The organism is Ochrobactrum soli (assembly GCF_003664555.1).
GTDB classification, from domain to species: Bacteria; Pseudomonadota; Alphaproteobacteria; order Rhizobiales; family Rhizobiaceae; genus Brucella; species Brucella teleogrylli.
The window spans coordinates 1-15009 of record NZ_RCHH01000033.1; the positions used below are offsets into that span (position 1 = coordinate 1).

Consider the following 15009-nt stretch of genomic DNA (forward strand, 5'->3'; position numbering starts at 1 on the left):
CTTGCCCATGGTGCATCTCCTTCCATGAGACAAGTGAATCACAGATCAAGCCAAACGGGAATCCCGAATCCGGTTAACAGCGACATGCTTTAGCTATTGGTGTCATCTTGGGATTTATATTTGCAACGCCTTATTATTATGGAGTAAGCCCTCAAAATAGCGGAGAGCAAGGAACCAATACCGTCCGATGATATTTCTCCTAAAGGACCGGAAAGGGCGCGTTCGGGGTCATCATCGATCTGAGCGCGCAGACCGCGGCTTCAAACATTCGCATCTGGAACGATGCTAAACGGCCTATCAATGTTCAGGCCAGAATATACCGCTGGAGCCAGAGCAACGGAGCGGACACTTACGCGGAAGCAACCGATGTCGTCGTCAGCCCGCCCATATCGCAGCTGAAACCGGGCAGCGAAAACATCGTGCGTATCGTTCGCACGTCGAAAAGTCCGGTCAAGGCGGAAGAAAGCTACCGGCTGATTGTCGATGAACTTCCTTATATTGCGCAGCGACGATCCGGCACACTCAATCTGGTGATCCGTCATTCCATTCCGGTTTTCTTTTCGCAACCCGGTACGCCGGATGCGAACCCGTCATGGAGCGTCCAGCGTCAATCGGGCGGATATCGGGTGACCGTTAACAACACAGGAAACAAGCGTCTGCGTGTCTTCGACCTTGCATTGCAGGGTGCGGGCGGTCGTGCCGTCGCACAGCGGAAAGGCCTTGTTGGATATGTTCTGGGGCAATCAAGTGCATCTTGGTTTATTCCTGGAACAGGTGGAAGTCGGGGTGGTGGCTCGCTGGCGATTTCAGCTCAAAGCGAAGCTGGCCCGATAAATGTGCAAGCGAGCGCCCGGGGCGGTCGATCTTGCGGTTTTGACGATTGCGTTTCTAACGGTCTGCACAGGATGTCTGAAAGCTGCGGCGCAGGAATTGCCACCTACGTCGTCGGGGACGCTTGTTTCCGACGATACCCCTCTGGAGCTTCAGCTTGAGGTCTATGTGAATGGCGCATCATCGGCACTGATCGCTACGTTTCGTCAAACACCGGACGGATCACTTCTTATTGAGCCGGAACAGCTCAAGAATGTCGGGATCAAGCCCGCTAGGGAAGCTGCGCGGGACGACGGATGGATCGACGTGAACCGGCTCTCCGGGGTTAACGTCACCTATGATAAGGAGGACCAGATCGTTCGTTTCAATGCGCAAGAAAACAAGCGCGCCGCGCGTGTCATTGATGCGCAGTCTGGCGAGGAAGTCGCGTCTGAGGAAGAGGACGACAAGCCCAAAGCCAAGAGCAATTTCGGCAGGCTGGTGAATTATACGATCTATGACGCCAGCGGTGGACAGGATTGGTATGATCTGACGCAGTTCGAAGGTGTATCGGGCCTAATGGAAGGACGCCTGTTCGGTCCCTATGGCGTCTTCTCGTCGTCGCAGGTGATCAGTTTGTCCGATGCCGACAGGTTCGGCTCGACGCGGCTCGATACGAGATGGTCCTATCCGGATCAGCAAACACTGATGACCTATAACGTTGGCGACTTCATCACGGGTGGCCTTTCATGGACGCGACCGACCCGTCTGGGCGGCGTGTAAATCCGGCGCACTTTTTGACTGCGGCCCGATCTGGTCACCATGCCGTTGCCTGAACTGTTGGGGTCTCCGGCCGTGCCGTCAACGGCCGATGTCTATATCGACAATGCCCGTCGTGCGATCAGCAATGTTGCGTCCGGGCCGTTCTCGATCACCATCCTCCCGGTGGTCACTGGCGCAGGCACAGCGCGTATGGTGGTTCGCGACGTTCTGGGCCCTGAAACGGTGACGGAAGCGCCGTTCTATGCTTCGGCTGATTTGCTGGCGAAGGGGCTCGCGGATTTCTTCGCTGAAACCGGCTTTGCCCGCCGATACTACGGCACGGAATCGAATGATTATGATGGCCGGATCGTAGGAGGCGGCACATTGCGAGATGGCCTCACAAGTAACACAACCATTGAGGGGCATGTCGAGGGTACTGAGAACTTTACAATGCAGGCATTGGTGGCGTTTTCAATATAGGGCCCTTCGGCGTGGGGGCACTATCTGGAGCGAACAGCAAATTTGGCAGCGAAACCGGCTACCAGTATGCCGCAAGCATTGAAGCTGAACTCTGGGAGGAAGACTGGACTTTCGGATGCAAGCAGCAGATGGGGGCGGCCATGTCTTGTTTGATCACGATATTGCAAAAAGAACTCAACCGGCTGAAGATCGTTCAGTAAATCAGAGAACCATCTTGCCCAGATGCAGGCAAAGCGCCGCTTGATCTCAGTCGCAGCCAGATGCACGGGCCTTCACAGGACTTTGTAAAGCGAAGCTAACGGTAAGGAGAGACTGGATTCCTATGAATGTAACGAGGCACGTAGCCTCCACCCGAACGTGAAGGCCGTCCGCCACGGGCCGCAGAAACGCGTAACCATCGCCAAAACTGATAACACTGTTCCGGCCAATGATTTCGAAAGACACCAAACACGCGCTGAACTCAATGCATAGAAATTTGCCTGCCTCATCCGGATTTGGATGAGTTACGAACGTTTCGGTACTGTGCGTGTATGTGATATTTTTTATCATGGAAGCCGTAGGTTCCTTACGTCGCGACGTGCAACGTGCATTTCTCCGCTTACGGTCGCGAAACTGATTGCACCGTCGTCGTTGTTCTCAGCCAGGAAATCTATTATCGATTGACTACTGCTGATCGTCACGAAAGTGAGGTGTCATGGAGCAGACCGGTTCTCGATAACTTGATGATTATAGAAATCTGTTTCCCTGATCGAGCCAGTTGGGGCTAGCCATTATCGATCAGGAGCTCTTTGACAGCGCTGCAAAAACTCTCAATCTCATTCGCCTGATGGCTGGCGGTAATGGAAACCCGTAGTCCTGCTTCGCCCCTGGCTACGGTTGGAAAGAAGATAGCTGAAGCGTAGAAATTTTTCTTCAAAAGCTCCTGGGCACACCCAATGGATGTCATTTCATCGCCGATGCGGATAATGCGGATCGGCAGCGCGGAGCCCGATTGAGCTGTGGGGATCAGTCTGTCGAAAAATGCGATATTGTCCTGCAATGCGGCCTGTCGTTGCCCTAGCTCTGAAGACTGATGGATTTCAGCTGAAGCTAGCCCAGCACCAATAGCGGCAGTATTGAGTGACGCTGAGAATGCGTGCGCAATAGCATAACGGCGAAACAAACTTTCCTGGTGGGCGGTTCCAAGCATCAGCAGCCCCCCAGATGCTCCAAATCCCTTCCCTAACGATGTGACAATTATGGTTCGATCTCCAAGGTTATCGAACTGGGATCTCGCATAACCTTGCCCTTTCCTTCCGACAATGGATATACCGTGTGCATCGTCAATGTAGAGAAACAACCCGTATTTTTCTTGCAAACGTTTCAATTCATCAATGTGCGCGCTGCCTCCCATGGAGTAAACGCCATCGCAAATGTAGGCTACGCTTCGGTTTTTCTTACAGATGTCCTCAAGCATTTCATAGTCGTTGTGAGGAATCGTTTGAACGGCGGTTTCATCGGCCACTGTTTTCTTATGGTAGGCAAGGGTTGCGTGAGCAAAGCGATCGAAAACCATCGTCGGCTTTATACCGCCTGTCAGATGACCAGAAGCAACCAGTGGGAGGGCGCTCATGTTGGCGGCCAGAACGGTCGTATAAGTAATAGAGCGGGCTTCGAAGAGCTTTGAAAGCACCTCTTCGAGTTCGACAAGCTGCGCGAAGTTCAGCCTTGTCCGCGCGCACGACCAGTGCAAACTACCGTTTTGTCGAACTGCCTCAATGGCTCCCGCGACAATAAGTGGGTGGTTGTCCAATCCTAGATAGGAACACCGGACGAAATCAACGATGGTCTCGTTGCGACCACGTAGCTGGACCTGGCGTCCTTCTCTCGGGTCGGCATAAAGTGCCATAACACCTTGAAGATGGGCAGCGTCAAAATGGGAGTCTGCAATACCGATCAACTTGGCCGTGTTGCGGACACCCGTTCCAGATAGAGCTTGAGACGATTCAAACGAATTCTTTGGCATCACATCCTCCATTGTGGTGCCGGTATGAAAACTTACTGAATGCTTTCTCGCAACAAAGCATTTAAGAAGAATTATCGGATATATTATTCACAAAATTTATATTCTTATCATTTGCGAGTTTATTGTGAAAATTCGAACGCGTATCCGGTCGTATGAACTGTTCGGATAAGGTTCTTTCCGGTCAATTTCCATAGCTGACGCCTCAGATTACCGACGTGGACGTCTACGGTTCGTGGCTGGACATAATGATGCGGCGGCCAACCGATTTTGATCAATTGCTCTCGATTCATGACTTGGCCGGGTGCGGCAATGAACCCTCGCAAAATTCGAAACTCGGTGGGTGTCAACCGTATTTCCATTTCCCCGAGTCTCAGGGTCCTTTCGCTCGACAGGATATTCAGTTCGCCAACATGGACACTGCTATGGCGATCGGACGCTAACGTTTTGCGCTCCAAAGATGTGGTCTGCCGGTCGTGTAAAAATGACAGCACTCGCTCGGGCACGAAAGGATGAGGGAAAAATTCGTCGAATCCAGCCTGCAAAAAATCAAGAAAATTCAGCGAATTGCAAGACTGAGCCAGCGCTACAAGAATTATATCTCTGGTGGCGGAATTTTGTTTAATAGCAGCACAAAACTTAAGAATGGGTTCTGTGTTCTCGCTTGTATCAAACAATATCGCATATGGAATTGCTTCCGTTGCCAAGTTCGATGGAGCCTGCAGGCTCATGAGGCTCGGCTTATAGCCGGCAACACTGAGAATGTGACTAAGTATGAGGTAGTTCTGCGGGTTTTGTGTGCAGATCTTTACGCTAAGATTCACGGCCAGCATTCTCCGTCGATATCAATGTTGCGACATAAATTATCAAGTTTATGAATAATTTTAATAAGAGTTATGATAAGGTCAATATTTATGTGAATATTTATAAACTGATAGAAACTTTGTTCACTTTTTTGTTATATCAAATCGATGCATAAATATTTCACATGACGTACCGTGGGTTATGACCACACCGGGATTTCACATCCTTAAACCTTCGAGCTTATCCTTCAGGGCTGCGTTCATTCGTGCGTTGTTCCCGCACCGCGCGCTGACTGCTTTCACTTGTGCGGGTAATATTTACAGTTCAGCGCGCTCCGAAGATATCAAGGCGCCGGCACTGAAACGGTCCGGCGTATCCTTGCGTACTATCGCAATGTTCAACCTCGAACCCACATATTCCAACTCTGCAGCAACTTCCTGGCATTCTCGTTGATCCATTTGGCATCTGGAACCACTACGGTGTCTCGAACTTGGGTTGCTGTTGGCATGAAGCGCTTGGTTTCCTCGGACATCATTGCAATTGCCTCCGTGCTCGGCGGCGTACAGGCCAAGACATCGCACGCTTTGGCCTGTGCGGCCGGATTATCAAGCCAGAAAGCTATAAGTTTGAGGGCATTTTCGCGATTTGGCGCTCCTCGCACGAGCGCAATGCGATCCCCAACCAAGAACGATGCTTCATAGGACCAACCAATCTGAAGGCCTTCAGTTTGCAGTGCACGTGCACGGGTAAGCCAGATTTGACCGAGCGCGTATTCGTTGTTTCGAAATCCTTGTACACTTTGATCGCCACTCTTCCACCATAACGAGACGGCGGGACGGATTTCATCCAGCTTTTTGAATGCTCGGTCGATATCGAGTGGGAAAAGTTCGTCACGTGTCACACCGTCAGCAAGCAAGGCTGCAGCCAATACGCGCCAGGGATCATCAAAATTCGGGAATGCTCGACCTCCAGGAAACTCGGCTGTATTCCACATATCAGCCCATGTCCGCGGTTCCCGCTGGTCTTTCTTTTCTTTTCGGTAGACGAGCAACGTTGCGGTCGACTGGAGCAAAGCACCGCCTGGCGCACAAGCGTTCGCCGCCAAATCGGGCCGTTTGGCGAATGCCTTACAAAACTCGCTGAGATCTTCGGTTACGAGTCGGTGAGCTTCCGATTCCGATTGGATTTCTCCATCGAGATAAAGATCCCATGAGACGTTTCCGGCTTTGACCATTGCTGAGGCTTTCGCCCGCATCTCCGAATTGGTTGCGGATACAATTTTTACGCGGATCCCCGTCTGCGCTGTAAATGGATCGAACCAGGCCTCCTTTAGTGCGCGATCGTACACCCCTCCCGTCGATGCGATCACGACCTCGCTAGCCGATGTCGCGCCGGGGTAACCACTTATCGCAAGCGTTATCGTCGCGACGGCCATGGATCGGCGGGCGCATTCGGCCACTTTATGAAGTGTCATAATTATCTCCCCTTTTTTCAGTTTTGCTTGGAACGTGACAGTACGAACGACAGTGCAATAAGGCACATTGACACCAGGACAACCATGGTGGAGGCGGCTGCAATGGTTGGTGTCAGATTAAAATCTATGTCTTCAAACATTTTTCTGCCGATCGGCTTGCCGCTGATGTCCGAAATGAAGAACGCGACAGTGGCCTCATCAAATGAGGCCAGAAAGGCGAAGACGAATCCGGCTCCGATACTTGGTGCGATTATCGGCAAAGTGATGTGGAAAAACGCTCTGCCACGCCCTGCTCCGCAGTTCAGGGCGGCAAGCTCCAACGCTGGATCAAAACGCTGCAGAGCCGCGACTACGGTAATCATCACGAATGGAACCGACAAGACCGTGTGACTGACCAGAAATCCTGAAAAGGTTCCAGTCAATTGATGCGGTGCAAAAACCAGATAGAGGGCGACACCCAGTACAATATGCGGAACGATCATCGGGCCGATCGTCAGTACGTGGAACACCCCTTTGAAGGGTAGCTCGCCTCTGACAAAGGCGAGAGCCGCCATGGTTCCCACAACGGTGGAAGTCACGGCTGTCGCCAAGGCAATTTTCAGGCTGAACCATGTTGACGCCATCCAGTCAGGATCGCCGAAATAAGCCGCGTACCATCTGAACGACAAACCTTGCGGCGGGAATTGCAGATAATCCGTCTGGCTGAACGACATTGGAACTATGATCAATGTGGGTAGAATGAGAAACAACAATACGATGCTCACGAAGAAGGCCGCGAACAGTTTCCAGGCGAGATTACCCATGCGCCCTCCCTTCAGTGACATTCTTGAAGTCCCGATCTCCCGGCTCGAACTGATTGTAGAGAACTGATTAATGAACACTTGCGAACCCCTTATTGAGCGCCAGTACTCGCCGGAAGCATGCGACAAAAATAATTGTCATGCCGAGCAACACGGTAGAAAGAGCAGCAGCGAAGGGCCAATCGAGTGTCACAGTTGTCTCCTGACCGATCAGCGTTGCCATCAACATCGAATCCGGCCCTCCAACCAGAGCGGGCGTTATGTAAAAACCGAGCGCCAAAACAAAGCACAATGTGGCACCGGCAAATATCCCGGGAAGACACAAAGGAAACGTGACGACGAAGAAAGCCTTCCACGGACTTGCGCCAAGGTTAAGAGCAGCTCGATCGAGGTCCTTGGGTATAGCTTTGAGCGCCGCATAAATGGGCAACACAACGAAAGGCATCAGAACATGTGCCATCGCCAGCGTCACCGCTCCTTGCGTGTAAAGAAGCTTGAGGGGCTGCTCGGTCAAACCGAGAGCGCTGAGAACCCCATTCACAATCCCGTTTCGCTGCAACAGGACAATCCAAGCATAGGAGCGAACTAAAACCGAAGTCCAAAGCGGAATGAAGACACAAATCGCCGCTATAATCCGGGCAACCTGTCCCGCTCTTGTCATGACCAGAGCAACAGGAAAGCCGAGCACGCAGCCAATGGCCGTCACAGCGACCGCAACGCCGACTGTGGAAGCCAGGACATCGAGATAAAGACTTCGCTCTACGATGCGTCCATAGCTTATCGCGTCGTCCGAAAAACTGAGCGCGATGAGTCTACTGATCGGATACATAAAGCCAACGACCAATAGAAATAACAATGGTAACACCAGAAGCCATGATGTTAGAGGAGGGTATTGGCGTGCGGATTTTCCCCGAAGGAATGTGCCGAGACTGGAAAACGAGGAACTCATGCCGCCAACCTCGTCTCAAGGTCGAAAATCAGGAGTGAGACGGTATCAAAGCTTACACCGACGCGGCTATTCCTTTGCAACGCCGGTGAAGATGCCGTTGCAGGTAATTGGACACGAAGGTCGATATTTGGAAAGGCGTCAAGTCGGACCAAGACGACAGTGCTCGAACCGATGAAGACGGACGCCTCGATCGTACCGGACAGTTGTCCCCCACTCTGATCGGAAGAGATACGAACATGTTCCGGCCTCATTGCCATCCTGATATCGGAACCGATAGATTTGTGTGCCATTTGGGGATGAAGTCGTGGATCCACCTCCACAGCAACACCCTCTGAGATATCAAGAATGCACTTGCCGTTTTCATTGCCGCGATAAGTTGCCGGAATAAAATTGATAGAGCCAATAAAGTCAGCAACGAAGGTGCCGTTCGGTTCATTATAGAGTTCTGACGGAGTACCAACCTGCTGGACGCAGCCATCATGCATTACCACGATGCGGTCGGACATGGTCAACGCCTCTTCCTGGTCGTGAGTGACGTAGATTACTGTCGCACCGAGATATTCCTGAATGCGCTTGATCTCAAACTGCATTGCCTCTCGCAATTTCTTGTCGAGGGCACCGAGCGGTTCATCCATCAAGATGACGGGAGGAGAAAAAACTAACGCACGGGCGACGGCCACACGCTGTTGTTGTCCACCGGACAACTGGTTCGGATAACGGTCCGCGAAGTCATTGAGACGGATCAGTTCAAGCATCTCATCGACGCGTGTCTGGATCTCTTTCTTCGAACCTAGTCGACGCATTTTCAGTGGAAACGCAATGTTCTGCCGAACCGTCAGATGGGGGAACAGCGCATATTTCTGGAACACCATACCGATATTACGCCGATTGGGCGGGAGCGTGGTTATATCTGTGCCGCCCACCAGAATTCTGCCGTTCGTCGGTTGTTCGAAGCCGGCGATCATGGTGAGCAAGGTCGTTTTACCGGAACCGGACGGTCCAATGATGGAAACGAACTCGCCTGCCCGGATATCGAGCGTGGTTTCACGGATAGCCCAGGTTTCACCAAATCTTTTCTGAACTCCGGCAAGCATTAATTTCTGACCGATCAATCTTTTCTCCTCCGGAAACCACGTGGAATCTGTGCCCGTGCATTCGGTCTCGACGCAAAAAGCATCATTGACGTTCCAGACGCATAGGCGTGCCTATCCAGCAACCACGTGACTCCATGAGTACGCGCTGCTAAAACCTAGAATGACGCGACAAAATCTTTGCAAAAACTTTACATGGTCTTTTTGTTGCATCATAATTCTGATATGTCAACAGGGATTGCGGCTTAAAATGAGCACAACAAAATTGTCGGACCTCACCAATGAGGGTCAGGCACCAAGTCTTGGCGATGTAGCGTACCGCGAAATGAAAGAGCGGCTGATACGCGGTGAATACAAGCCTGGCAAGAAGCTTACAGTCCGAGCCGTAGCCGAGGATCTCGGATTCAGCTCCACTCCTGCGCGGGACGCGATCAACCGTCTCACCGGTGAAGGCGCATTGGTCTATTCGGGACCAAAAACCGTAATCGTGCCGGTTTTAAACGAAGACAGCCTGCGCGAGATCACGCTTATTCGGCTTGCCCTGGAAGGGCTGGCAGCACAGCTTGCAGTAAACTCGGTTACCGATGAAGACATTGAAAAACTTAAGGATATTCAGAGTTATATAAACGACGCGCTGGACCGGCGCGCTTATGATACGGTTTTGCGGCACAACAAGGATTTCCATTTTCATGTTTATGGAATGGCCGGAATGCCTCGGCTTTTATCCATGATCGAAGGGACCTGGCTCAGGGTTGGCCCATCTCTTTACGATCTCTATCCGGAGTTTGCCGAAGAAAAAAATGGGGTACGAAACCACCAGATAGCCATTGAATCGCTGGAGGACAAGGATGGCGCTTCCTTGCGCGCCGCCTTCGAGAACGATATTCGGGATGGCTATCGGCGCTTGCGCCAGGCGGCGCGAGCGCGCTCCGCGATTAGATAGATTTTTGTTGTATGGACTTGACCTTTCGCATTTTTGTTGCAACAAAATTGTGAAGGCAACGCAAAAGCGTTAGCTGATGTGCGTTTAAAAGGCCCAATCAATGATACCCAATCCGAAAATACACCGTGACGTTCCGGTGCTCAGTACGGAATCGTCACGCCTTTACGCCCGCAGCCTGCGGGTTTTACCGCAGGGTGTGTCACGCGTCACGATCGATATCGATCCAATACCGATTTACATTGAACGTGGTGATGGCGCCTATCTGGTTGATGTGGACGATAACCGTCTTCTGGACCTGAACAACAACTTCACCACGCTAATTCACGGACACGGTTTCGAACCGGTTGCGGAAGTTGTTGCGCGGCTTTTGCGTAACGGGACCTGTTTTTCCAATCCGACGGAACACGAGGTCGCACTGGCTGAATTGCTGATCTCCCGTATCCCGGCAATGGAAAAGGTTCGCTTCGTCAACAGCGGGACCGAAGCGGTCATGTTTGCAATCAAGGCCGCGCGAGCGTTCACAGGCCGCTCTGCGATTGTTCGCTTTGAGGGAGCTTATCACGGGGGGTACGATTGGGCTGAAACGGGGCAAACCGGCACCTATCCCACCAACGAGTCGGGTCGAAGCGTTGCGCGGCCTGGATATCGTGGTGCGCCGACCAGCCTTGGCGACGATGTCATTGTCCTCCAGTTCAATGACAAGGAGGAGATCAGTTCGAAACTCGAGAGCCACGTGCATCGGATCGCCGGTATTTTGATTGATCCTATGCCAAGCCGGGCCGGGCTATTTGCGCCAGACGAGGGGTTTATTGGGGCACTGACAACTTTCGCGCAAAAACATGGCATTCTGCTGATCGCCGATGAGGTGTTGAATATCAGGCAAGGTTATACGGGTGCTTCGGACCGCTACGGTCTTGGTCCCGATCTGATAGCAACCGGCAAGATCATCGGGGGCGGTTTTCCAATTGGAGCCATCGGCGGGCGCGCCGAAGTCATGTCGGTCTTCGAAAAACGGGACGGCAAGCCGCCTGTTTCGCAAGGTGGGACATTCTCCGCTAACCCGGTCTCCATGGCGGCTGGTCTTGCTGCCATGAATGCATTGACACCCGATGCCTTCGTACGACTCGAAGAATTGGGAGATGCTTTACGCTCACGTCTTTCGCAGATCGCTCAGTCGCGACAGGCTCCCTTTTCGATCACCGGAGCCGCCTCCCTCTTCCGCATTCATCCAAAACGTGAAGCGCCGACTGATTACCGCGCTTCGATCATGTCGGCTGATCAGGCCTTACGCATGCGAGAACTCACACGGTATTTCGCCCGGAATGGCGTGCTGTTGCCCTTTGGAGCGGCAGCCAGCCTATCGACCCCGATGGGCAACACAGAAGTCGAGCTCATTGCCTCGCTTTTTGATAATTTCCTTGTACAAAACCCCGTTCGGGAGGACCATCCATGAAACATGCCGCAATTACAGACAGCGTTGCTGATCGTATCGCTCAAGCACTAGTCCGCCATGGCGTCGAGGTGATCTTCGCACAAAGTCTGCCCTCCGCTGTTATTCTTGCGGCCGAAGCCTGCGGAATTCGCCAGATCGCCTATCGTCAGGAAAATATGGGCGGAGCGATGGCGGACGGTTATGCCCGTGTTTCTGGCAAGGTGGGGGTCGTCGCGGCACAGAACGGTCCTGCGGCTACGTTGCTGGTTCCACCACTAGCCGAAGCTCTGAAAGCGAGCATCCCAGTTGTCGCACTTGTGCAGGATGTCGAACGGAACCAAACGGACAAGAACGCCTTTCAGGATATCGATCAAATTGCCCTCTTCCAGTCCTGCACGAAATGGGTCCGTCGACTTAATGTGGCCGAGCGCGTCGATGACTACATCGATGCAGCTTTTACCGCCGCGACAAGTGGGCGAGCGGGACCGGTTGCGCTTTTGTTGCCGGCGGACCTGCTGCGCAGCCCGGCTCCGAAGAGCGGTAAGCCGAGAACTGCTTGCCTTGGCTACTGGCCGCTTGACAGGTTTCGTCCATCGGACGATCTCATTCAGACTGCGGCGGATACTATTGCTGACGCGAGCAACCCCGTTGTATTGGCTGGCGGCGGTATTCACGCCGGTGGCGCAGCGGCAGCATTGGCTCGCCTTCAGGAAGTAGCCTCCCTTCCCGTGTTCACGACCAATATGGGCAAAGGGGCAGTTGACGAATTCCATCCTCTGTCTGCTGGCGTTCTGGGAGCGCTGACTGGCCCAAGATCGTTGGGTTTCTACAGTGGCCAACTGATGAAGGAAGCAGATCTGGTTATCCTTGCCGGAACACGCACTAATCAGAACGGAACCGACAATTGGCAGCAGATTCCTCCTTCAGCGAAAATCATCCAGATTGACATCGACCCCGGTGAGATCGGGCGCAACTACGAGGCGCTGCGTTTGCATGGCGATGCGCACGAAACGCTAACGGCCCTATGCGAAGCGTTGTCGAAGCGAGACTTCCTTCGGCGCGACATGTCCCGCCTCGCTTACGAGAAGAGAATTGCGGGTTTCTGGGCGGAATATGACGAAGCTCGCGGACCGGTTCTTGAGGATCGCTCAGCCACGATGAGGCCTGAGCGCGTTATGCAGGAATTGCAGCCCTGGCTCGAGCATGACGTAACGGTCGTGGCAGATGCGAGCTATTCGTCCATGTGGGTCGTAGGTCAGCTTCGCTGTCGCAAGGTGGGCAGAAGATTCATTACACCGCGAGGGCTTGCTGGCCTTGGATGGGGTTTACCGCTTGCGATGGGGGTAAAGGTTGCCCATCCTGATAACCCAGTGGTTGCCATCGTAGGGGACGGCGGATTTGCACATAGCTGGGCCGAACTGGAAACGATGATACGTATGCAGTTACCTGTCACCGTTGTTCTTCTGAACAATGGCGTGTTGGGCTTCCAGAAAGATGCCGAAACCGTAAAATTCGGGCGGTATACCACGGCGTGCCATTTTGCTCCGGTCGATCACGCAGCGATCGCTTCAGCATGCGGATGTCGATCTGCCACTGTCGATAATGCTGCTGACTTCTCGCAGCAGCTGCGTCTGAGCATTGAAAGCGGTAAACCGTCGCTCATTGAAGTGATTACCGATCCCGACGCTCATCCTCCGCTTTCTCTTTTTGCGGCAATGGATCAGGCAGCATGACGGCTGGAGCACGTGAGCGTATAGCAGTTGTTACCGGGGGCAGCTCAGGCATTGGGCTGTCAACGGTCAGACAATTGGCCAGTGAAGGGTACAAAGTAGCGTTTTTCGGGCAGACGCGACAGCGAGTTTCGGCGGCTGGAGAGTTGCTCATTTCGCAATTCGGGAAAGATGCAATCTTATATCGGTGTGTAGACATAACTGAACCGACAGCAATTATCGGCTTTTTCGATACCGTGCGAGGCCATTGGGGTTCGCCAGACACTCTGATCTGTAATGCTGGCGTATCACCCAAAGCAAAAGATGGCAAAGCTGCAGCGTTTGTCGAGACAACGATTGAGGAATGGAACACAGTCCTTTCAACCAATTTGATCGGACACGTCCTTTGTTGCCAATGTATTTTGCCGGATCTGATTAAACGGCGCTTCGGTAGAATCGTTTTGGTTGGTTCTATTGCTAGCAGGGCGGTACCCAGACTCGCTGGCAGCGCTTATACCGCATCAAAAGCTGCGCTATCGGGTTGCCTTCGTTCTCTCGTGTCCACGCTTGGCGGGACAGGAGTTACGGCCAATATGGTTGCGCCGGGACATATCGTAACCGGAATGACTAGCCCAGTGGATTCCGATTCAAATCGAGATGCCCTTTCGCGCATTCCGGTGGGCCGCTTGGGAAGCCCTGACGATGTAACAGCTTTGATCGCTTTCCTGGCGTCGGAAAGCGCTGGCTTCGTCAATGGTGCCACGATCGATGTAAACGGGGGAGAATACGTTTCGCTTTAATAGTGCTTCAACGGGACGATGAATGTTATGTCGAAGGTTCTGATAAAAACATCAGACGCGCAATTGTTTCTGATGCTTCGTCATCTACTCTCGGTTGAAGGGTTCGATTCGGAACTCGCATCACAGCTCAAAGATTTGACGACTGCCAAGATCGGCGCCGAACGGAATCCGGGTGTCTTGATATGGGACGGCAGCGAGGCTGAGCTTTCCGAGTTTCTTCACCTTGGGGAACGGATTCCAAGTCTCGCGTTGGTTATACTGAACAGGAGTGGCATCGATACTGGACATCAAATCAATGAACGTTTCGATCTGGTCCTGAACCCTCCGTTCGATCCCCTTCTTTTGCTGGGATTTCTCCAAAAATACCGAGGCAATATCGCGACTACGGATGCCACGAGAGTTGTTTTGACCTATTGCGACCTGTTGCTGAACCGTTCGCAGGTTCGGGTGTTTCGCAACGGGCATCGCGTCAAACTCACGCCGTTGCAGTTTCGTTTGCTTGAAGCGCTCATGCAAAAGCCTGAAATTGTCTGGAGCAGGCAGGACCTCATCGACGCAGTATGGGGTCAGGGAGCTATCGTCGAGCCACGCACGGTCGACATTCATATCGGCCATATACGGCGTGCTTTGGCGCGGCACGGTCCAAATTTGATCAGAACAGCCCAGGGTCGGGGCTACGCTCTCGATCGGTGGGCGGCCCCATTACAGTAAGTTTCAATTCATGAGGCGCTGAAAAATCCGCGTCCAGAACTGAAAATTACGTTGATCATTTTCGAACCAGGCGTCGAGTGCAAAAAGCGCGGCAGCTGTCGGCGCTGTATCTGCGTAGATTCGCCTCGTAGCATCGACCACCAGACTGTCTTCCGTGCCATGACGGATAGCGTCCTGCTGCAAAAGTTCCCGGGCAGCTTTTACATTCGAAATTTGCAACACAACCATTCCTCCTGCGTCCG

Annotated in this window: 16 protein-coding genes; 9 read left to right on the plus strand and 7 right to left on the minus strand. The window is 52.7% G+C overall.

Annotation, left to right across the window (positions count from 1 at the left end):
* Positions 1-239 precede the first annotated feature (239 nt).
* From D8666_RS23535 to D8666_RS23550, 4 genes are all read left to right on the plus strand, one after another.
* Positions 240-992: a fimbrial biogenesis chaperone gene (locus tag D8666_RS23535; protein WP_210261483.1), complete on the plus strand. Its 753-nt coding sequence runs from the start codon at positions 240-242 to the stop codon at positions 990-992.
* Positions 931-1593: a fimbria/pilus outer membrane usher protein gene (locus tag D8666_RS23540; RefSeq protein ID WP_147438031.1), complete on the plus strand. Its 663-nt coding sequence runs from the start codon at positions 931-933 to the stop codon at positions 1591-1593. Before D8666_RS23535 ends, D8666_RS23540 begins: the two co-directional genes overlap by 62 nt.
* 72 nt (positions 1594-1665) lie before the next feature.
* Positions 1666-2052 (plus strand): hypothetical protein, encoded by a 387-nt coding sequence (locus tag D8666_RS23545; RefSeq protein WP_167836180.1) that lies wholly within the window; start codon positions 1666-1668, stop codon positions 2050-2052.
* Positions 2053-2063: 11 nt separating this feature from the next.
* Entirely contained in the window at positions 2064-2252 is a 189-nt protein-coding gene (locus D8666_RS23550; protein ID WP_121539636.1) for a hypothetical protein, read from the plus strand.
* A 563-nt stretch (positions 2253-2815) separates the two neighbouring features.
* On the opposite strand, the gene D8666_RS23560 is transcribed toward D8666_RS23550, so the two are convergent.
* The 6 genes from D8666_RS23560 to D8666_RS23585 form a co-directional block, all read right to left on the minus strand.
* Positions 2816-4057, minus strand: coding sequence for an 8-amino-7-oxononanoate synthase family protein (locus D8666_RS23560; RefSeq protein WP_167836181.1), 1242 nt, complete (start codon positions 4055-4057; stop codon positions 2816-2818).
* 119 nt (positions 4058-4176) lie between these two features.
* On the minus strand, positions 4177-4887 hold the full coding sequence (locus tag D8666_RS23565) for a winged helix-turn-helix domain-containing protein (RefSeq protein WP_235859072.1): 711 nt from the start codon (positions 4885-4887) through the stop codon (positions 4177-4179).
* Positions 4888-5255: 368 nt separating this feature from the next.
* Entirely contained in the window at positions 5256-6293 is a 1038-nt protein-coding gene (locus tag D8666_RS23570; RefSeq protein WP_235859075.1) for an ABC transporter substrate-binding protein, read from the minus strand.
* A gap of 56 nt (positions 6294-6349) precedes the next feature.
* Positions 6350-7135 (minus strand): ABC transporter permease, encoded by a 786-nt coding sequence (locus tag D8666_RS23575; RefSeq protein ID WP_121539648.1) that lies wholly within the window; start codon positions 7133-7135, stop codon positions 6350-6352.
* A 67-nt stretch (positions 7136-7202) separates the two neighbouring features.
* Positions 7203-8081, minus strand: coding sequence for an ABC transporter permease (locus D8666_RS23580; RefSeq protein WP_121539640.1), 879 nt, complete (start codon positions 8079-8081; stop codon positions 7203-7205).
* A complete protein-coding gene (locus D8666_RS23585; protein ID WP_121539641.1) occupies positions 8078-9193 on the minus strand; it encodes an ABC transporter ATP-binding protein in 1116 nt (371 codons plus the stop codon). Before D8666_RS23585 ends, D8666_RS23580 begins: the two co-directional genes overlap by 4 nt.
* A gap of 229 nt (positions 9194-9422) precedes the next feature.
* Here D8666_RS23585 and D8666_RS23590 point away from each other — a divergent pair, with 229 nt between their 5' ends.
* The 5 genes from D8666_RS23590 to D8666_RS24560 all read left to right on the plus strand — a co-directional run bounded on the left by D8666_RS23590 (position 9423) and on the right by D8666_RS24560 (position 14767).
* The gene (locus D8666_RS23590) at positions 9423-10115 is read left to right on the plus strand and encodes a GntR family transcriptional regulator (RefSeq protein ID WP_121539642.1); all 693 of its coding nucleotides are present in this window, start codon (positions 9423-9425) and stop codon (positions 10113-10115) included.
* Between the two features lie 100 nt (positions 10116-10215).
* Positions 10216-11568 (plus strand): aspartate aminotransferase family protein, encoded by a 1353-nt coding sequence (locus D8666_RS23595; RefSeq protein ID WP_167836182.1) that lies wholly within the window; start codon positions 10216-10218, stop codon positions 11566-11568.
* Positions 11565-13280, plus strand: coding sequence for an acetolactate synthase catalytic subunit (locus D8666_RS23600; protein ID WP_121539643.1), 1716 nt, complete (start codon positions 11565-11567; stop codon positions 13278-13280). Before D8666_RS23595 ends, D8666_RS23600 begins: the two co-directional genes overlap by 4 nt.
* Entirely contained in the window at positions 13277-14056 is a 780-nt protein-coding gene (gene fabG / locus D8666_RS23605; protein ID WP_121539644.1) for a 3-oxoacyl-ACP reductase FabG, read from the plus strand. The genes D8666_RS23600 and fabG overlap by 4 nt, the downstream gene beginning before the upstream one ends.
* A gap of 510 nt (positions 14057-14566) precedes the next feature.
* Positions 14567-14767 (plus strand): winged helix-turn-helix domain-containing protein, encoded by a 201-nt coding sequence (locus D8666_RS24560; protein ID WP_235859076.1) that lies wholly within the window; start codon positions 14567-14569, stop codon positions 14765-14767.
* A gap of 3 nt (positions 14768-14770) precedes the next feature.
* Here the strand turns inward: D8666_RS24560 and D8666_RS23615 are convergent.
* Positions 14771-15009 (minus strand): Y4oE-related protein (locus D8666_RS23615; RefSeq protein WP_235859073.1); only part of this gene is annotated, 239 nt, incomplete at its 5' end.